The sequence below is a fragment of the Amycolatopsis sp. NPDC049688 genome (genome assembly GCF_040674975.1).
In the GTDB taxonomy this organism is placed as follows: domain Bacteria; phylum Actinomycetota; class Actinomycetes; order Mycobacteriales; family Pseudonocardiaceae; genus Amycolatopsis.
The window spans coordinates 510,905-527,642 of record NZ_JBFANY010000002.1 but is presented as its reverse complement, the minus strand read 5'-3'; the positions used below and the strand labels follow the sequence as shown (position 1 = coordinate 527,642).

Here is a 16,738-nt window from a genome sequence, read left to right as displayed (position 1 = left end):
TTGCAGTCAGGACCGCCGGCGCACCAGCGCCGACACCGCGAAGAAGCTGACGGCCAGCATCGCCACCGACGTGACCAGGGCCAGCACCAGCGGACCGGCGACCGGTTCGTCGTCTGTCAGGGCGTGCAGCAGGGGGTGGACCAGCGGAATCTTGGCCAGCAGCACGACGACGAGGGTGATCACCGCCGCCAGGACCGTCCAGCCGACGCGCTGCACCAGCAGCCGTGAGCACGGCAGCGCGATCGCGATCCCCAGCAGCGCGCACGCGAGGTGCGCGAGCAACCCGATCCCCAGCGCCGACGGCTGCACCTTGACCGACTTGATCGCCGACCACACCTCGGTGATCGCCGTGAGGACCAGCGAGCAGGCCAGCACGGTCAGCACCGCGCCGGTGATCATCCGGCGCCACTGCCGCGCGTGGCTCAGCGTCACCAGGCGCTGCACCGGGTCTTCGATGTCGAGCAGCGCGATCGTCAGCCAGCAGGCCACGACCAGCAGCCCGCCCGCGCTCACCCCGAACAACGGCAGCGGCGGCGAATGCGGGTCGGCGTAGAGGATCACGCACAACGCGAGGTACGCCAGCAGGGCCGGCAGGTACCGCTGGGAATGCCCGAGCAGCGCCAGGTAGTACCGCGTCAGGGCGAGCACGGCGCCACCTCCCGCACCGACCAGCCGTCCTTCAACGCGCGCAGCAGCACCGCGTCCACCGCGGCGATCTCGACCGTCAGCACCACCTGCGTGCCTTCCACCACCGCGTGCCGCACGCCGGGCTCGCCCGCCCAGCCGCTTTCGCCGCCGCGCAGCACGATCCGCGTGGTCGGCTCGGCGCTCTCGGCCGTCAGCCGGCCTTCGTTCATGAGGTGGACGACGTCGGCGTGGTCGTGCACCACCTGCGGCCGGTGATCGGTGAACACGACGCTCGCGCCGCGCGCCCGGGTCTCGGCGACGAGCTCGCCGAGGATCGCGTGCGTGCCGACATCCAAACCGGACCACGGCTCGTCGAGGATCAGCAGGTCGGGCCGGACCATCACCGCCTGGGCGAGCCCGACCTTCTGCGCGTTGCCCTTGGACAGGGTGCGCAGCGGGGCCGTCGGGCCGCCGACGAGGGCGAGCCGCTCCAGCAGCGGGTCGATCACCGAAAAGTCCGCGAGACCGTGGATGCGGGCCATGTGCCGCAGGTAGGCCCGCGCGCCCATGCGCTGGCCGGCCGGGAAGCGGTCCGGCAGGTAGCCGATCCGCGGGTTGCCGGTGAGGGTGCCGGTGGTCGCGTGGGAGACGCCGGCCATGATCCGCAGCAGCGTCGACTTGCCGGAGCCGTTGCTGCCGAGGATGCCGACGACGTGCCCGGGCTCGACGGTCAGGTCGACGTCGCGGAGGACGAAGTCACCGCGCCCGTACCGCTTGCCGACCCCCGCGAGCCGGATCACGCAACAGCGGCCTTCTGGAGCGCCTTGGTCGCCCGCTCGAGCTCGTCGACCCGCGCCGGATCGACCGGGTGGCCGGCCGCGGCCAGCCAGTTCGCCAGCATCCGGTGGCCGCCCTCGGTGAGCACCGACTCCGGGTGGAACTGGACGCCTTCCAGCGGCAGCTCGCGGTGACGCATGCCCATCACGATGCCGGACTCGGTGCGGCCGGTGATCTCGAAGACAGCGTCGTCGATGGTGTCGGGGACCACGGTCAGGGAGTGGTACCGGGTGGCCGTGAACACCTCGGGCAGGTCCTCGAGGATGCCGGCTCCGTCGTGGCGGACCTGGCTCGTCTTGCCGTGGAGCAGCTCGGGCGCGCGGTCGACGGTCGCGCCGTAGACCACGCCGAGCGCCTGGTGGCCGAGGCAGACACCGAGCATCGGGGTGCGCGTCTCGGCGCACTTGCGGATGACGTCCATGCTCTGACCAGCGCGTTCCGGCGTCCCCGGGCCGGGCGAAACGAGCACGGCGTCGAACTCGGGCACGCGGTCGAGGTCCACGACGTCGTTGCGCCAGACCGTGCAGTCGGCGCCGAGCTGGGCCAGGTACTGGACCAGGTTGTAGACGAAGCTGTCGTAGTTGTCGACGACGAGAACGCGCATGGCGCCGAGCTTACCGGCTCCCACCTGGTGGACCGTACGCCAAATCACATTTTAGGTTAGGTGATCCTAACTTACCGTGGGTCGGGTGAGCCGTTCTCTTCGTGTAGCCGTGGTGGGTGCCGGTCCCGCCGGGATCTACGCCGCCGACATCCTGGACAAGTCCGACGCCGACGTCTCCATCGACCTGTTCGAGCGGATGCCCGCGCCCTTCGGGCTGATCCGGTATGGCGTCGCGCCCGACCACCCGCGCATCAAGGGGATCGTGACGGCGCTGGAGAAGGTGCTCTCGAAGCCGAACGTCCGGCTGCTGGGCAACATCGACTACGGCACCGACATCAAGCTCGACGAGCTGCGCGAGTTCTACGACGCGGTGATCTTCTCGACCGGCGCGTCCGCCGACCGCGCGCTGGACATCCCGGGCATCGACCTCGACGGCAGCTACGGCGCCGCCGACTTCGTCTCCTGGTACGACGGCCACCCGGACGTCCCGCGCACCTGGCCGCTGACCGCGTCTTCGGTCGCCGTCCTCGGCGTCGGGAACGTCGCCCTGGACGTGGCGCGGATCCTGGCGAAGACGGCCGACGAGCTGCTGACCACGGACATCCCGGACAACGTCTACCAGGGCCTGCGCCAGAGCCCGGTGACGGACGTGCACGTGTTCGGCCGCCGCGGGCCGGCGCAGGCGAAGTTCACCCCGCTGGAGCTGCGGGAGCTGGACCACTCGCCGAACGTCGAGGTCATCGTGTACCCCGAGGACATCGAGTTCGACGAAGGCAGCATCGCCGCGCTGCGGGCGTCGAAGCAGATCGACATGGTGGTGAAGACGCTGCAGGAGTGGGCGATCCGCGAGCCGGGCACCCGGCCGCGGCGGCTGCACCTGCACTTCTTCCACTCGCCGGTCTCGGTGCTGGGTTCGGACGGGCGCGTGACGGGCCTGCGCACCGAACGCACCGAGCTGACCGGCGACGGTTCCGTCCGCGGCACGGGCGAGTTCCACGACTGGGACGTCCAGGCGGTGTACCGCGCGGTCGGCTACCTGTCTTCGCACCTGCCGGAGCTGCCGTTCGACCACGTGGCCGGCGTGGTCCCGAACCAGGCGGGCCGCGTGCTGGACCTGGACGAGAACCAGCTGCCGGGCGTGTACGTGACGGGCTGGATCAAGCGCGGCCCGATCGGGCTCATCGGCCACACGAAGGGCGACGCAGCGGAGACGATCGCGAGCCTGCTGGCGGACGCGGACACGCTGACGCCGCCGAAGTACACGTCCCCGGACGCGATCCTCGACTTCCTGGGCGCCCGCGGCATCCCGTTCACGACCTGGGACGGCTGGGGCCGCCTGGACGCCCACGAGAAGGCACTCGGTTCGGCGGCGGGCCGCGAGCGGATCAAGGTGGTCGAGCGCGAGGAGATGACCCGCGTTTCGCGCGGCTAGGGTTCTCGTGAGTGTTAAGGCGAGTTAGAACTCGCCTTAACACTCACGAGCGGCCGCCGGTTACCTGGTGCGCTCGGTGCGGTCGTCGTACTGCTCGCGGGCGGTGATGACTTCTTCGATGTGCAGCACGGACCACTCCGTGAGCGCCTTCAGCGGTTCCCGCAGCGTCTGGCCGAGCGCGGTCAGCTCGTACTCCACGTGCGGCGGCACCTCCGGGTAGACGGTCCGGCTGACCAGCCCGTCGCGTTCGAGGGTGCGCAGCGTCTGGGTGAGCATCTTCTCGCTCACGCCGGCCAGCGCCTGCCGGAGCCGGCTGAACCGGGAGGCCCCGTTCCGGCCGAGTTCGCCCAGCACGAGGACCGCCCACTTGCTGCCGATCTGATCGAGCAGGTCCCGCGACGGGCAGCCGCGCTCATACGGATCGAATGACGGGATGAGCCCGGTCACGTTCTCGGCAGCAGCCATCCGGCTCACCTCAATACTTTCGGTCCGGTAAGTACCCTACCAAGAAGTGGCTACTCCCCAGCAGAGAGTGTCCAGGTCATTCTGGGTTCCGCGGAAGAAAGGAATGACCATCATGTCGATCGTCGTCACCGGAGCCACCGGCCAGCTGGGCAGGCTCACCGTCGAGGCACTGCTACGGCGCGGGATCCCGGCCGCGGACATCATCGCGACCGGCCGGGACATCGCCAGGATCAAGGACCTGGCCGACCGGGGCGTCACAGTGCGCCGCGCCGACTTCGCGGACACCGACAGCCTGGCCGAGGCATTCGCGGGGGCGGACAGGCTGCTGCTGATCTCGGCCTCGGTCCCCGTGCGCGAGCGGTTCGCCAACCACCGCCGCGTGATCGACGCAGCAGCGTCCGCAGGCGTGTCGCTGGTGGCGTACACGAGCACGACGCACGCGGACACGGCCACCACCGTCATCGGCGCCACGCACGGCGAGACCGAGGCGTACCTGCGGGGCCGCGGAATCCCCAGCGTGCTCCTGCGCAACGGCTGGTACCTGGAGAACTACACCAGCCAACTGCTCCACATCCTGCAGAACGGCGCCGTCGCCGGCGCCGCAGGCGAGGGGCGGATCAGCGCCGCATCCCGCGCCGACTACGCCGAGGCCGCAGCGGTCGTCCTCACCACCGAAGGCCACACCGGCGCCGTGTACGAGCTCGGCGGCGACGAATCCTTCACCCTGACCGAGCTCGCCGCCGCGATCTCCGCTGCGGCCGGAAAGCAGGTTACCTACGCTGACCTCCCGGTGGCCGACCTCACCCAGGTACTGGCCGCCGCGGGCCTGCCCGCCGAGCTGGCGGAAGTCCTCGCCGACGCTGACCGCGGCATGAACCGCGGCGAGATGTACACCGACTCCGGCGACTTGCGCCGCCTGATCGGCCGCCCACCCGTGCCCCTGGCCGAGGCACTGGCGGTCGCCCTGCATCCCTGAGGTCGAACTCGTGACGTGGCCGTCTACGGCTAAAGGTCGTGAGTGGTAAGGCGAGTTCTAACTCGCCTTACCACTCACGAGCGGCCGAGGTAGGCGAGGACGGCCATCACCCGGCGGTTCGTGTCGTCCGAGGCCGTGATGTCGAGCTTGGCGAAGATGTTCGCGGTGTGCTTGCCGACAGCGCCCTCGCTGAAGTGCAGCTTCGCGGCGATCGCGGCGTTCGAGCAGCCCTCCGCCATCAGCGAAAGGACTTCGCGCTCCCTCGTCGTCAGGGCGGCGAGGGGGTCGGAGGCGTTGCCCGCCACCAGTTTCGCGATCACCTCGGGGTCCATCACCGTGCCGCCGGCGGCGACCCGGCGGACCGCGTCGATGAACTGCTCGGCGTTGAACACGCGGTCCTTGAGCAGGTAGCCGATCGCGCCCGTGCCGTCGGCGAGCAGCTCGCGCGCGTACAGCTGCTCGACGTGCTGCGACAGCACGAGGATCGGCAGCCCGGGGACGTCCCGGCGGGCGGCCAGCGCGGCCTGCAGGCCCTTGTCGGTGTTCGTCGGCGGCATCCGGACGTCCACAATGGACACGTCGGGGCGGTGCTCGCGCAACGCCGCCACGAGTTCCGGGCCGCTGCCGACCGCCGCGACGACGTCGAAGCCGTGGGCGGTCAGCAGGTGCGTCAGGCCGTCTCGGAGGAGGTACTGGTCTTCGGCGACGAGGGTTCTTGGTCGAGCTGACACGGGATCTCCAGTAGCGCCTTCGTCGGGCCGCCGATCGGGCTGGTCAGCGTCAACCTACCGTCGAAGCCGCCGAGCCGGCGCTCGATTCCCCGCAGTCCCGAACCCCGGGCCGGGTTCGCGCCGCCCGGACCTTCGTCGACCACGACCACCGTCAGGAGGTCGTGGGCGAAAGCCACGTCGATCGACACCCGTTTCGCGCCGTGCTTCGCCGCGTTGCCGAGCAGTTCCGACACCGCGAAGTACACGCACGCCTCCACCGGCTCCTCGACGCGTCCCGGCAGCGAGCCCGTGACCTCGGACTTCAGCGGGCTGTCCATGGCCAGCGCGCGCACCGCGTCCAGCAGCCCGCGTTCGGACAGCACCGGCGGGTGGATGCCGCGGATCAGCACCCGCAGCTCGGTGAGCGCTTCCGACGACGCCGCCCGCAACTCCGCCGCGAGCCGTTTCGCCGCCGCCGGATCGGTGTCCACCAGCGCCTCGACCGCGCCCAGCTTCATCCCCATCGCGACCAGCCGCGACTGGATGCCGTCGTGCAGGTCCCGCTCGATCCGGCGCAGCTCCGCCGCCTGCGTGACGGTGACGTCGGAGCGGGTCTGCTTCAGCCGTTCCACGCGCTGGGCCAGCCGCGTCGACTCGGTCGGGCCGAACCACACGCGGGCGAAGCGGGCCTGCTGGCGGGCGAGCCACGGCGCCGCGGCCAAGCCGGTGAAGGCCATCACCAGCATGACCGGGGTCTGGGCGAGCGCACCCAGGTGCGTCGACACCACGGGGAACGGGGGCCAGTCGATGCGCGGCGACACGAACGGGCGCCAGATCCACAGCGCCCCGAGGCCGACGAGGCCGCGGCCGACCAACACGACCGTCGGCAGGAGCATGACGAACGAAACCAGCGGGACGAGCAGGCTGCCGGCGAGGTCGCGCCAGGTGGCGCGGTCGCGGTAGATCCACCGCGTGCGGGCGTGCTGGACCGGCCAGAACGGCTCCTCGTACAACTGCCGCCCGACCTGGTAGAGCCCGTCGGCGCGCGGCACCGGCAGCCCGGGCGGCGGCAGGTACGGCCGCAGGATCTGCACCCCGGTCCAGTTCCCGGCCTCGCGCCGCAGCGTGTCGGTGATCGTCCGGTTCCACAGCACGACCGGGGCGGCCAGCGGCACGAAGAGAACCATGACGCCCAGCTGGAAGACCGAGAACACCAGCTGCACCACCGAAACCGCGAACAGCCCGGCCTGGTGCCCGAGCGCTTCGAGGTGCCGGTGCAGCCAGTTCTTGCGCGCCGGGTCGACGGGCGGCCGCGGCCCGAGCATCCAGCGCGTCCACCGGCCGTAGCCGCGCAGCACCACCGGGCCGCCGAGCAGGACGGCGACCGGCAGCAGCAGCGTGAGCAGCGGGTTCACCAGCTGCCAGGTGAATTCCCGGCCGGCCGCCGGGTCTTCCAGCGCCCAGGTCAGGCGGTGCTGCCAGCGGATCCAGAACGCCCGCTTGTAGAGCTGGTTGCCGTCGCGGTACCAGCCGTCGCGCTCGCGCACCGGCTCCGGCGGTTCGGGCTGGTACGGCACGGCGACCTCGACCCCGCACCAGCGCCCGGCCAGCGTCCGGGCGACCGCCGAGCGGCCACGGGTCCATTCGACCGCGGGGCCGAGGAAGAACACGATCCCGACGCACAGCAGCGCGAACGCGACCAGCTCGACCAGCACGTCGACCCAGCTGAGCAACGAGAACGCGGCCAGCGCCAGCGCCCGGCCGAGCGCACGCAGGTACGTCATGCGGCACCTCCTTCCCCCGGGATCTTCGTCTCCCCACGCCGGTGCACGCACTGCCCCGAGCCCCACGAAGGGGGTGGGCCCAGCCCCACCCCGGCTTCAGCAAAACGCTACCTGAGCTGGGGTTTCAGCGTCATTACGGACGCGCCCGCCGGTTCGTAGCTTGGTTGCCATGCCACTCATCGAAGTCACCGACCTCCGCAAGCAGTACGGCAACCGGGTCGCGGTCGACGGCGTTTCGTTCACCGTCGAGCGCGGCGAAATCTTCGGCATCCTCGGCACGAACGGCGCCGGGAAGACGACCACCGTCGAATGCCTCCAGGGCCTGCGCCACGCCGACGGCGGCACGATCTCCGTCCTCGGCCTCGACCCGGCGGCCGACCACACCGAGCTGACCCGCCGCGTCGGCGTCCAGCTGCAGGAAAGCCAGCTGCCCGCGAAGCTGCGGGTGCGCGAAGCTCTGGAGCTGTTTGCGTCCTTCTACCCGCAGTCCGCCGACATCGACGTCCTGCTCGACCAGCTCGACCTGCGCGACCACGCCCGCAGCTACTTCGGGAAGCTTTCCGGCGGCCAGAAACAGCGCGTGTCGATCGCGCTGGCGCTGGTGGGGCAGCCGGAGCTGGCGATCCTCGACGAACTGACCACCGGCCTCGACCCGCACGCCCGCCGCGAAACGTGGCAGCTCGTCGAAGGCGTCCGTGCCGCCGGCGTGACGGTCCTGCTGGTCACCCACTTCATGGACGAGGCCGAACGCCTCTGCGACCGCGTCGCGATCTTCGACGCCGGCCGCGTGGTCGCCACCGGCACCCCGGCCGAACTCCGCGAATCCGCCAATGCATCCACTTTGGACGACGCGTTCGTCTCGCTGACCAGGAGCGTCCGATGAGCACCTTCACCAAGATCACCGCGACCGAGGCGAAGATCTTCCTCCGGTCGCCGTTCATGGCCGTCGCCGGCGTCCTGCTGCCGTCGATCCTGCTGCTGGCGATCGGCGCGATCCCGGGCATGACCAAGCCGAGCGACGCGGCGGGCGGCTACCGGTTCATCGACGCCTGGGTGCCGTCGCTGGTGGTGATCAGCCTGGCGATGCTCGCCCTGCAGTCGATCCCGGCCGCCGTCGCGGCCTACCGCGAGCAGGGCGTGCTGCGCCGGCTGGCCACGACCCCGGTGCACCCGGCGAACCTGCTGGTGGCGCAGCTGGTGATCCACGTGGTGGTGGCCCTGGCGGGGATCGCGTTGCTGCTCGGCCTGGCCAACACGGTCTACGACGTCCCGCTGCCGAAGCACCCGTTGATGTTCGCGGTGACGCTGCTGCTGGGCGTGGTCTCGACGTTTTCGCTGGGCTTGATCACGGCGTCGATCGCGGGCACGGCGAAGAGCGCGAACGGCCTGGCGATGCTCACGTTCGTCCCGATCATGTTCTTCGGCGGCGTGTACCTGCCGCGGCCGCTGCTGCCGTCGGTGCTGCAGCGCATCGGCGACTACGTCCCGCCGGGCTCGCAGCCCCTGCAGGACACGTGGGTCGGCACGGGCGTGCAGCCGCTGCAGCTGGCGGCGCTGGCCGCGTTCGCGGTGCTCGGGACGGCCCTGGCGGCCCGGTTGTTCCGCTGGGAGTGAGCCCTTCCGCCAAAGTGGTGATGATCATCGTTTTCTCTTGTGAAGGGGCCACCCGGCCGGTAGCCAGGAGGGTGGCCCTGCTCAAACTGGAGGTTCGATGTCCCTGGACGTGTCACCCGCGCTGCTGGAGAAGGCCGAGCGCGGCGAGGTCACCGACGCCGAGTTCGTCACCTGCGTCAAGGAATCCCTGCCCTACGCCTGGGAAGTCATCACCGGAGTCATCGCCGACGCGGAGGTGGACGGCTTCGCCGACAACGAGACACCCCCGCCGAGCGAGGCGGCCCGCGGTCAGCTCCTGCGGGCCCTGGCCTCGGACGCGATCCGCGGCGGCCTCGAGCGGCACTTCGGCGTCAAGCTGGCGTTCCAGAACTGCCACCGGGTGGCGGTGTTCCGGGGGTCCGAAGTGGACAGTGAGCGCCACCGGGCGTTCGTGTCCCCGCGGGGCCAGCTGCTCAACCAGAGCCCGGAACTGCGCGACTGCTAGCTCGCAGCGCGGGCAGCACTTCGGCGCCGATCCGCGCGATGTTCTCGAACGTGCCCTCCGGCGTTCCCGACGCTTCCACGAGCATCAGCACGTGGGAGACGCCGGTGCGCCGGAGGCTCTTTTCCAGCGTCCGCACGCAGTGGGCGGCCTCGCCGACCGGGTGGATCGCGCAGAGCCGCTCGGTGTAGGCCCGCGGATCCCGGCTGGGTCCGGGTCGCCCGTCCACGGTGACGTGCGCACCGAGCCCGTCCTCCAGCCACCCGGGCAGCGCCTTGCGCACCAGGTCGGCGTCACCCACTTGGCAGAGGACGGTGGAAATGTGGTCCGCGGGCTTCCCGTAGGCCGTGACAGTTCGGGCTTTCTCCTCGTCGTCGGCGTGCAGGCCGAGGAGCAACGGCAGATTCCGTTCGGCGGCCTGCCGCACCGCTGCGGACTTCGGCCCGCTGCAGGCGACGACCACGTCCGGCCGCCGTTCCGGGGTGGGCACCACCGGCACCTCGCGGAAGGCGAAGTGCCGGCCCCGGCCTTCGACGCGACCGGTGGCGGCGCGCAGGAAGACGTCGAGGGTCTCCTCGAATCCGGTCTCGTACCGCTCCAGCCCGGTCCCGAACACCTCGAGGTCCTGCCACGGACCACCGCGGCCGACGCCGAGCCGGAGCCGCCCTCGGGAAACGGCGTCGAGCATCGCCCACTGTTCGGCCAGCGCGACGGGGTGCGTGGTCGGCAGGACACTGACCGCGGTCCCGACCCCGATCCGCGACGTCCGGCCGAGCACGTGCGCGGCGAGGGTGATGGCCGAGGGGCAGACGCCGTACGGCACGAAGTGGTGCTCGGCGAACCAGACGTCGTCGAAACCCGCCTCTTCCGCCAGTTCGGCGGCCCGGACCGACCGGCGGAGGACAGCACCGTCGGCCTGGCCGGGGAAGCGGCCGCTGACCAGGAAGGCGCCGAACCTCAAGAACCGAGCCCGGTCAGCAGGCGGGCCGTCGGCAGGCCGCTCTCCAGGTACTGCACGAACAGCTGGTTGCTCAGCGCTCCCGGCCCGCGCCGCTGCCGGATGAGGACGATCGCCGCCGGCAGGTCCATCCCGAGCTCGACCAGGGCCTGGGCGACCACCAGGCCGGACCGGTTCTGCCCGGCGTGGCAGCGGACCAGCGTCCGCCGGCCCGCGCGGACCGCCTCGGCCGCGAGGCCGGCGAAGCGTTCGGCCTCGCCGATCTGGGCCTCGGTCAGCGGGCCGTCCGGCATCTCGGCGAAGTGGTGCTCGACGCCGGGTGCCGGGCCGTGGCCGTCTCGCCGGTACAGGCTCAGCACGAGGTCGAACTCGCGCCCGACCACGACCGGTTCCTCACCGTCGGAGCCGACCCGCACGTGGCCGCCCATCCACAGCCCCGGCCGGATCTCGTTCCACGGGTCCTCCGGCGGCGGGTTGTGCCGGTCCTTCTGGCGTGTCCTCACGACGCTCCCCCCTCTCCCGAGAGGGGAAACGGACCGCGGCCCCGGCCGGTTCCGGGTCAGTTGACCGCGACCTCGTTGAACCACAGCCGCGGCTCCAGCCACGGGAACACCACGAACATCAACAGCGCCACCACGCCGAGCGCCAGCACGACCGCGATCGTCAGCTTGGCCGCGAACGGGCCCGGCAGCTTCCGCCAGATCCAGGCGTACATCAGGCTTCCCCGATCTTCGACAGCAGGTCGCCGTAGTCCTTGACCTGGTTCTTCGGCACCTGCTGGGTCAGCACCGACGTGATGATGAGCCGCTCGCGGGCGGAGAACTGGGGGTGGCAGGTGGTGAGCGTGAGCAGGGCGGCCTGCTGGGCCTTCGGCAGCACGTCCGCGCCCTTGTACGGGACCGGGTTCACCGCGGTGCCCTGGCTGGGCAGCACGACCTTGCGGCCGAACGTCTCGCTGTACGCGCCGCCGTCCTCGGCGTTCGGGTCGCGCAGGGTCGAGACGCCCTTGCACTTCGGGTCGGCGCCCTTGGCCCCGGCCCAGTCCTTCATCTCGTCGTCGTAGGGCAGGACCTTGTAGATGTAGAAGTCCGTGGAGGTTTCGATCACGATCTGGTCACAGGAGGAGAGGTTGTCCAGGTCGTTGAACGGGGCACCCTTGCCGACGCGGTGACCGGCCACGGCGAAGTTGCCGGGCTCGCCGGGCAGCGCCGTGCCCTTGTAGTGGCCGGGGCCGACCTCGAGGGCCGCGTCGTCCGTGCCCTCCTGGATCGTGAAGTTGTAGTCCACGCCGAAGCTGGGAATGTGGATGCGGGCGAACGCCTTGCCGTCGACCAGCTCGGGGTGCAGCGTGCGGTCGTGCGCCCATTCGCCGTCGAGCTGGTCGCTCGCCTCGGACTGCTTGCCCGCCGAGAACAGGTCGGTCACGTACAGCTCGTAGACCATGAACAGCAGCACGACCAGGCCGAGCGTGATGAGGATTTCGCCGGCGGTCCGGATGGCGACGCCGCCCTTGCCCAGCGGGGCCGGGGCGGGCTTCTCCTTCGTCGCCGTGCCGCCCTTCCCGACCGGGGCGAAGATGACGGTCTCCTCGTTCGCGCCGGGCGGCGGGGGCGGGCTGGCGTAGCGGCGGGGCGCCGGACCTGGCGGGCGCCGCGGTGGCTGACCCTGGAAGCCCCGCGGGGGCTGGCGAGGCGGCAGCTGACCGCGCGGGGGCGTGGCGGGGCGACGTGGGGGCTGTCCGGGGTATCTGCGCCGGTCGTCGTCCGGTCCTTCGCGCGTAGCCACGCAAGCTCCTCTCAAGCCGCGTCGAACCCTGGGTGACGCCGTTGTCACGGTCCGGGAAATCCGACCACTCCTGGCCGCTGCTTTCCTGCGGTCGTTTACGTTAACGTGTGCACGTGGCGCTGGTTGCGCACCCTCAGCGGGACATCGCCACCAGACGAGCCCGAAGAGCACCGCGAGGAACACACGATGCCCAAGTCCAAGGTCCGCAAGAAGACGGCGTACACCCCGCCCGCCGACCGGCGCACGCCGGTGAAGGTGCGGGCCGCCGGCCCCACCGGCCTCGCCTGGAAGATCCCCATGTTCGGGCTGATGCTGATCGGCCTGGTGTGGCTGCTGGTCAACTACATCGCCGGGGACAAGATCTCCTGGATGGCCGACCTGGGCAACTGGAACTTCGCCGGTGGGTTCGCGCTGATGATCGCGGGTCTGCTGATGACCATGCGCTGGCGGTGAGGATTACCCCGAACGGCCGCTTGACGCCTAATTACAGCGGTGTGACTCATCCCCAGTGTGGATAACCCCTGTGGATAACTACCCCACCTCTTGGGCGCCCCGGCAGGCCGTTGTGGTATCGGCCTGGGCGGTCACCGCGTTGCTGCTGGCCGGCGTGGTGGCCGACGCGCTGACCGGCGACCGCGGCGGGCTGGTGCTGTTCGCCCTCGCCGCGGTGGCCGTCGGCGCGTTCGCCGTCCACGCCACCGTCGTCCGGCCGCGCTTGGCCGCCGGCCCGGACGGCCTGGCCGCCCGGACGCTGGGCGGCACGCACCGGCTGCCGTGGGCCCAGACGCGCACCCGGCTGCGCACCACCCGCCGGCTGGGCCGCGACGGCGTCACGCTCGAGATCGAGCACGAGGACGAGCTGTACGTCTTCGGGTGGCTGGACCTCGGCGAGGACCCGCGGGACGTCCTGGACGTCCTCAGCACGCTGCGAGCGCGCAGCTAGGCGCAGAAGTAGGTCGGGACGCCGCGGTAGGGGACGAAGCCGCAGGTCGCCGTGCCGAACCGGCTCGTCTCGTACGCCAGCAGGCCGGCGAGCGCGAGCACGATGATCGCCAGGCCGACGGTCTGCCAGCGCACCTGGTTGACCTGCGGGGCGTAGAGCAGCGCGAGGGTGACCAGGGCGCCGGTCACCAGGCCGCCGACGTGCGCCCAGATCGAGATGCCGGAGATGCCGAACGTGATGAACGCGTTCAGGGCGAGGGTGATGATCAGCCCGGTCGGGTTCAGCCGCAGCTTCAGCACGATCACCGCGTAGGCGCCCATCAGGCCGAACAGCGCCCCGGACGCCCCGACCGTCGGCGGCCCGTCCTGGTCGAAGATCAGCACGGCGGTCGACGCGCCGAGCATCGAGACGAAGTAGAGCGCGAGGTAGCGGCCACGGCCGCAGACCTGCTCCAGTGCCCGGCCCATCATCCACAGCGAGAACATGTTGACCGCGATGTGGATCGGCCCGTAGTGCAGGAAACCGCTGGTCAGCACCCGCCACCACTCGCCGTGGCCCAGGGTCGCGGTGACGTAGAGACTGCCGCGCTGGAAGGCGTTCGAGGTGTCGTTGTCGTTGAGGCTCTGGGCCTGGAAGACGGTGAAGAGGTAGACCAGGACGTTCACCGCGAGGATGACCTGGGTTACGAGCACCGACTGCGAGAGGCGCGCGCCGAAGACCGTCCGCTGGCCGAAACCGGCTTCCTGGTACCCGCGGTGCTGACGGCGTTCCTGCTGGCCGCCGGCGTGGACGCAGTCGGTGCACTGGAAGCCGACGGGGGCTTCGCGGAGACAATCCGGGCACGCCGGACGCCCGCACCGGGAACAGCTCAGACCGGTCGGGCGGTTCGGGTGCCACCAGCACCCGGGCAGCGCGGCTTGCTCGGCGGCGGGGTTCGGCGGTTGGTTCACGATGACACCAACCTACCGAAACCGCCGTCAGCAGGCCGTCAGTGAGGCTTATTCAGCCGTCGGCCGCCACATGACGTCGCTCTGACCTGCGGTTCGCGCGCGGGGCGTGGCGGCCTAACCAGAATAAGCCTCAGTGCTCGATGGTGATCTTCTCGATCACGACGTCGGCCAGCGGACGGTCCGCCGGGCCGGTCGAGGTGCGCGCGATCGTGTCGACGACGTTGCGCGACTCCTGGTCGGCCACCTCGCCGAAGATCGTGTGCCGGAAGTTCAGGTGGGTCGTCGGCGCGACGGTGATGAAGAACTGCGAGCCGTTCGTGCCCGGCCCGGCGTTCGCCATGGCCAGCAGGTACGGCTTGCTGAACTGCAGCTCCGGGTGGAACTCGTCGCCGAACTTGTAGCCGGGACCGCCGCGGCCGGTGCCGGTCGGGTCGCCGCCCTGGATCATGAAGCCGTCGATGACCCGGTGGAAGACCGAACCGTCGTAGAAGGGGCCGGAGTTCGTGCCCGCCGCGTTCGGCTGGGTGTACTCCTTGGTGCCTTCCGCGAGCCCGACGAAGTTCGCGACCGTCTTCGGCGCGTGGTCGGGGAGCAGGTTCAGGTGGATGTCACCCTGGTTGGTGTGCAGCGTAGCTTTCACGGAAGCCATCGTGCCATCTGCGGGCGGGCGGCGCGGAAAAGGGGCACGATAGGTTACGGGTAACAGTGCAGTGTCAAAACGAATGATGAGGTGAAGCCCATGTCCCGGGCGACAGCCCAGGCCGTCGAGACCGCCGACAAACTCGTCACCGAGGGTGTCAAGCAGGGGCGGCGCGCGCAGAAGAAGCTCGCGAAGAAGACGGAACTGACCCGCAAGGAGCTCAAGAAGAGCTCGAAGGCCGCTCGCCAGGAGGCGGTCGCGCGCCTGTCCGAGCTGCGCAAGCCGGGTCGCAAGGCGAAGAAGGCCGCCATCAAGGCCGCGAAGGCGGCCGGCGAGTCGAAGCGCCGCGGCAAGAAGGACTTCAAGGCGGCGAAGAAGGACTTCTACGCCGCGCTGTCCGAGGCCAAGTCGGCCGCCAAGGGCACCCGCAGCCGCCGCAAGTGGCCGTGGCTGCTGGGCCTGGTCGTGGTCGGCGCCGGCGCCGCCTACGCCCTCCGCTCGAAGCAGGAGCCGCCGGTCGCGCCCGCGCCGCCGAAGGCCACCCCGCCCGCGCCGAAGCCCGCCGAAGCGGCGAAGCCGACTCCGCAGGCGAACGGCAAGGCTCCGTCTCCGGCGCCCGCCGCCGACAAGAAGAACTGAACAAGTGAGACTTGTTCTGGTTAGTCCGGCGCAACGGACCGCCGGCGGCGCACCCTCAGCTACCTGGCGCCGGACGACGGCTGAATAAGTCTCACACGCGAAGAGGCCCCCGGGGGTGCAGCCGGGGGCCTCTTCAGTCGTGCTCGAAAACCGATCAGACGGCAGCGGCGTGCTTGTCGATCAGCTGGCCGAGACGCGGCAGCGCCTCCTCGACGTTCTTCTTGCCGTTCGGGCGCAGCTTCGAGTAGACCTTCTTGATGCTGTCGCGGCTGCTCTTCTCCGCGCGCGAGTCGGTGACGCTCAGCAGCGCGTCGGAAGCCTCGTCCGAGCGGCTGGACAGGTAGGCACCGAAGTCGTTGCCGCCCTTGGCGCGGTAGTCGCCGTAGAACGGCTCGAGCGCGGACGCGAAGTCCGGCAGCAGGGTGTCGACGGCCGAGGGGATGATGCCCGGCTTGATCTTCTTGACCGCGGCGAAGCCGGTCTTGACGACGGCACCCGAAACGCCGCCCTTGTCCGAGACCTCGGCGTCCACGAGGGTCTCGAAGTCGGAAACGACAGCCGGGCGACGGCTGGAGTCGAGCAGGATTTCCTTGAGGGTGTCAGCCACGAATCTTGTCCTTTGTCCTTGCAGAGTTGGTGCCCCGCCCCGGGGTGGGGGTCCCCGGTGGCTGCGGTGCGCGAGTCCACGAAGCCTGCGCGTGACGCACAGGGTAATACAAGATCAACATCACTCACCCGTGTGGAGGTCGCTACCTAGAGCTTCAGGGCGGAGATAGTCTTCTTGACCACTGTGCGTGCCTTCACGCTCTGCTTCTGGTTGGTGGAGGCGATGACCGCCGCACCGCCCTTCGAGACCGCGTAGACGGCCCCGTCGTCGGTCGACAAATAGCCCCCCTTCCAGCCGGAGGGGTCGCTCGCGGGGTTCGACGAGTCGACCGGCGCCGCCTTGTTGACCAGCGCCGTCGCCGTCTTGGCGTCCCCGACGTAGACACGGACGGTGAGCTGGACCTTCCCGTCCGGGCGATAGAAGAAACACGCTGGGTGCGGCTGGTCGGCGGACACGCGCACCTTCGACACGTGCTGGCCGTTCGACTCGGCCACGAATTCGCTCCCGAGGTACGGGCAGTCCTCGGTCGCGCCGGGCTGGGGGTCCGGGGGCAGGCTGCCGGTGCCCGCCGCGGTGGACGCCGACGGCGGGCTGGGGGCCGCGGTGCCGGTCACGACGGTGGGGCTGCAGGCGGCCAGCAGGGCCACGGCGGGCGCGAGAAGTACGAGTCGTCGCATAGCGCGGAC

The 16,738-nt window shown here is 70.4% G+C and carries 22 protein-coding genes; 8 read left to right on the top strand and 14 right to left on the bottom strand.

The features are described 5' to 3' along the window. Positions 1-6 precede the first annotated feature (6 nt). Genes AB0J55_RS08440 through AB0J55_RS08430 form a run of 3 tightly spaced genes read right to left on the bottom strand, consistent with a single transcriptional unit; the run spans position 7 to position 2,068 of the window. On the bottom strand, positions 7-648 hold the full coding sequence (locus AB0J55_RS08440) for a hypothetical protein (protein WP_364244639.1): 642 nt from the start codon (positions 646-648) through the stop codon (positions 7-9). Next, positions 636-1,427 (bottom strand): ABC transporter ATP-binding protein, encoded by a 792-nt coding sequence (locus AB0J55_RS08435; RefSeq protein WP_364244636.1) that lies wholly within the window; start codon positions 1,425-1,427, stop codon positions 636-638. Before AB0J55_RS08435 ends, AB0J55_RS08440 begins: the two co-directional genes overlap by 13 nt. Continuing rightward, entirely contained in the window at positions 1,424-2,068 is a 645-nt protein-coding gene (locus AB0J55_RS08430) for an aminodeoxychorismate/anthranilate synthase component II (RefSeq protein ID WP_364244633.1), read from the bottom strand. Before AB0J55_RS08430 ends, AB0J55_RS08435 begins: the two co-directional genes overlap by 4 nt. Positions 2,069-2,180: 112 nt before the next feature. Between AB0J55_RS08430 and AB0J55_RS08425 the strand changes: the two genes are divergently transcribed. Continuing rightward, the gene (locus tag AB0J55_RS08425) at positions 2,181-3,500 is read left to right on the top strand and encodes an FAD-dependent oxidoreductase (RefSeq protein WP_364245966.1); all 1,320 of its coding nucleotides are present in this window, start codon (positions 2,181-2,183) and stop codon (positions 3,498-3,500) included. 60 nt (positions 3,501-3,560) lie between these two features. On the opposite strand, the gene AB0J55_RS08420 is transcribed toward AB0J55_RS08425, so the two are convergent. After that, positions 3,561-3,965, bottom strand: coding sequence for a helix-turn-helix domain-containing protein (locus tag AB0J55_RS08420; protein WP_364244631.1), 405 nt, complete (start codon positions 3,963-3,965; stop codon positions 3,561-3,563). Between the two features lie 112 nt (positions 3,966-4,077). Between AB0J55_RS08420 and AB0J55_RS08415 the strand changes: the two genes are divergently transcribed. After that, the gene (locus tag AB0J55_RS08415) at positions 4,078-4,941 is read left to right on the top strand and encodes an SDR family oxidoreductase (protein ID WP_364244628.1); all 864 of its coding nucleotides are present in this window, start codon (positions 4,078-4,080) and stop codon (positions 4,939-4,941) included. A gap of 74 nt (positions 4,942-5,015) precedes the next feature. Here the strand turns inward: AB0J55_RS08415 and AB0J55_RS08410 are convergent, their stop codons facing one another. Together AB0J55_RS08410 and AB0J55_RS08405 are read right to left on the bottom strand one after the other, a co-directional pair. Next, a complete protein-coding gene (locus tag AB0J55_RS08410; RefSeq protein ID WP_364244626.1) occupies positions 5,016-5,672 on the bottom strand; it encodes a response regulator transcription factor in 657 nt (218 codons plus the stop codon). After that, positions 5,612-7,435, bottom strand: a complete 1,824-nt coding sequence (locus AB0J55_RS08405) for a histidine kinase (RefSeq protein WP_364244623.1) — start codon at positions 7,433-7,435, stop codon at positions 5,612-5,614. The genes AB0J55_RS08410 and AB0J55_RS08405 overlap by 61 nt, the downstream gene beginning before the upstream one ends. Positions 7,436-7,604: 169 nt before the next feature. Between AB0J55_RS08405 and AB0J55_RS08400 the strand changes: the two genes are divergently transcribed. The 3 genes from AB0J55_RS08400 (at position 7,605) to AB0J55_RS08390 (ending at position 9,533) form a co-directional block, all read left to right on the top strand. Continuing rightward, complete coding sequence (locus AB0J55_RS08400; protein WP_364244620.1) at positions 7,605-8,318, top strand: ABC transporter ATP-binding protein; 714 nt, start codon at positions 7,605-7,607, stop codon at positions 8,316-8,318. Continuing rightward, a complete protein-coding gene (locus AB0J55_RS08395) occupies positions 8,315-9,049 on the top strand; it encodes an ABC transporter permease (protein WP_364244617.1) in 735 nt (244 codons plus the stop codon). Before AB0J55_RS08400 ends, AB0J55_RS08395 begins: the two co-directional genes overlap by 4 nt. A 97-nt stretch (positions 9,050-9,146) precedes the next feature. After that, entirely contained in the window at positions 9,147-9,533 is a 387-nt protein-coding gene (locus AB0J55_RS08390; protein WP_364244614.1) for an SCO5389 family protein, read from the top strand. On the opposite strand, the gene AB0J55_RS08385 is transcribed toward AB0J55_RS08390, so the two are convergent. Genes AB0J55_RS08385 through AB0J55_RS08370 form a run of 4 tightly spaced genes read right to left on the bottom strand, consistent with a single transcriptional unit; the run spans position 9,502 to position 12,186 of the window. Beyond that, entirely contained in the window at positions 9,502-10,491 is a 990-nt protein-coding gene (locus AB0J55_RS08385; protein ID WP_364244612.1) for an LLM class flavin-dependent oxidoreductase, read from the bottom strand. The genes AB0J55_RS08390 and AB0J55_RS08385 overlap by 32 nt on opposite strands. Further along, positions 10,488-10,991 carry a protein phosphatase gene (locus tag AB0J55_RS08380; protein WP_364244609.1) on the bottom strand — a complete coding sequence of 168 codons (504 nt, stop codon included), beginning with the start codon at positions 10,989-10,991 and terminating at the stop codon, positions 10,488-10,490. The genes AB0J55_RS08385 and AB0J55_RS08380 overlap by 4 nt, the downstream gene beginning before the upstream one ends. A gap of 56 nt (positions 10,992-11,047) precedes the next feature. Continuing rightward, on the bottom strand, positions 11,048-11,203 hold the full coding sequence (locus AB0J55_RS08375; RefSeq protein ID WP_003079060.1) for a hypothetical protein: 156 nt from the start codon (positions 11,201-11,203) through the stop codon (positions 11,048-11,050). Further along, positions 11,203-12,186, bottom strand: coding sequence for a class E sortase (locus tag AB0J55_RS08370; RefSeq protein ID WP_364245964.1), 984 nt, complete (start codon positions 12,184-12,186; stop codon positions 11,203-11,205). The genes AB0J55_RS08375 and AB0J55_RS08370 overlap by 1 nt, the downstream gene beginning before the upstream one ends. 273 nt (positions 12,187-12,459) lie before the next feature. Here AB0J55_RS08370 and crgA point away from each other — a divergent pair, with 273 nt between their 5' ends. Both crgA and AB0J55_RS08360 read left to right on the top strand, forming a co-directional pair. Continuing rightward, on the top strand, positions 12,460-12,726 hold the full coding sequence (crgA, locus tag AB0J55_RS08365) for a cell division protein CrgA (RefSeq protein ID WP_013221990.1): 267 nt from the start codon (positions 12,460-12,462) through the stop codon (positions 12,724-12,726). A gap of 112 nt (positions 12,727-12,838) precedes the next feature. Beyond that, positions 12,839-13,216, top strand: a complete 378-nt coding sequence (locus AB0J55_RS08360; protein WP_364244606.1) for a PH domain-containing protein — start codon at positions 12,839-12,841, stop codon at positions 13,214-13,216. Here the strand turns inward: AB0J55_RS08360 and AB0J55_RS08355 are convergent. After that, the gene (locus AB0J55_RS08355; protein ID WP_364244603.1) at positions 13,213-14,166 is read right to left on the bottom strand and encodes a rhomboid family intramembrane serine protease; all 954 of its coding nucleotides are present in this window, start codon (positions 14,164-14,166) and stop codon (positions 13,213-13,215) included. The genes AB0J55_RS08360 and AB0J55_RS08355 overlap by 4 nt on opposite strands. Positions 14,167-14,296: 130 nt before the next feature. Beyond that, the gene (locus AB0J55_RS08350; protein ID WP_364244600.1) at positions 14,297-14,815 is read right to left on the bottom strand and encodes a peptidylprolyl isomerase; all 519 of its coding nucleotides are present in this window, start codon (positions 14,813-14,815) and stop codon (positions 14,297-14,299) included. A gap of 90 nt (positions 14,816-14,905) precedes the next feature. Between AB0J55_RS08350 and AB0J55_RS08345 the strand changes: the two genes are divergently transcribed. Beyond that, positions 14,906-15,445 carry a hypothetical protein gene (locus AB0J55_RS08345; RefSeq protein WP_364244597.1) on the top strand — a complete coding sequence of 180 codons (540 nt, stop codon included), beginning with the start codon at positions 14,906-14,908 and terminating at the stop codon, positions 15,443-15,445. A gap of 154 nt (positions 15,446-15,599) precedes the next feature. Here the strand turns inward: AB0J55_RS08345 and AB0J55_RS08340 are convergent, their stop codons facing one another. Beyond that, positions 15,600-16,052 (bottom strand): hypothetical protein, encoded by a 453-nt coding sequence (locus tag AB0J55_RS08340; RefSeq protein WP_176173818.1) that lies wholly within the window; start codon positions 16,050-16,052, stop codon positions 15,600-15,602. A 146-nt stretch (positions 16,053-16,198) separates the two neighbouring features. After that, positions 16,199-16,729, bottom strand: coding sequence for a DUF2020 domain-containing protein (locus tag AB0J55_RS08335; protein ID WP_364244594.1), 531 nt, complete (start codon positions 16,727-16,729; stop codon positions 16,199-16,201). Positions 16,730-16,738 lie beyond the last annotated feature (9 nt).

Coding starts and splice junctions, on each gene's coding strand:
- AB0J55_RS08345 (WP_364244597.1), top strand. CDS start 14,906: ATGTCCCGGGCGACAGCCCAGGCCGTCGAGACCGCCGACAAACTCGTC.
- AB0J55_RS08390 (WP_364244614.1), top strand. CDS start 9,147: ATGTCCCTGGACGTGTCACCCGCGCTGCTGGAGAAGGCCGAGCGCGGC.
- AB0J55_RS08395 (WP_364244617.1), top strand. CDS start 8,315: ATGAGCACCTTCACCAAGATCACCGCGACCGAGGCGAAGATCTTCCTC.
- AB0J55_RS08430 (WP_364244633.1), bottom strand. CDS start 2,068: ATGCGCGTTCTCGTCGTCGACAACTACGACAGCTTCGTCTACAACCTG.
- crgA (WP_013221990.1), top strand. CDS start 12,460: ATGCCCAAGTCCAAGGTCCGCAAGAAGACGGCGTACACCCCGCCCGCC.
- AB0J55_RS08350 (WP_364244600.1), bottom strand. CDS start 14,815: ATGGCTTCCGTGAAAGCTACGCTGCACACCAACCAGGGTGACATCCAC.
- AB0J55_RS08375 (WP_003079060.1), bottom strand. CDS start 11,203: ATGTACGCCTGGATCTGGCGGAAGCTGCCGGGCCCGTTCGCGGCCAAG.
- AB0J55_RS08405 (WP_364244623.1), bottom strand. CDS start 7,435: ATGACGTACCTGCGTGCGCTCGGCCGGGCGCTGGCGCTGGCCGCGTTC.
- AB0J55_RS08335 (WP_364244594.1), bottom strand. CDS start 16,729: ATGCGACGACTCGTACTTCTCGCGCCCGCCGTGGCCCTGCTGGCCGCC.
- AB0J55_RS08400 (WP_364244620.1), top strand. CDS start 7,605: ATGCCACTCATCGAAGTCACCGACCTCCGCAAGCAGTACGGCAACCGG.
- AB0J55_RS08420 (WP_364244631.1), bottom strand. CDS start 3,965: ATGGCTGCTGCCGAGAACGTGACCGGGCTCATCCCGTCATTCGATCCG.
- AB0J55_RS08415 (WP_364244628.1), top strand. CDS start 4,078: ATGTCGATCGTCGTCACCGGAGCCACCGGCCAGCTGGGCAGGCTCACC.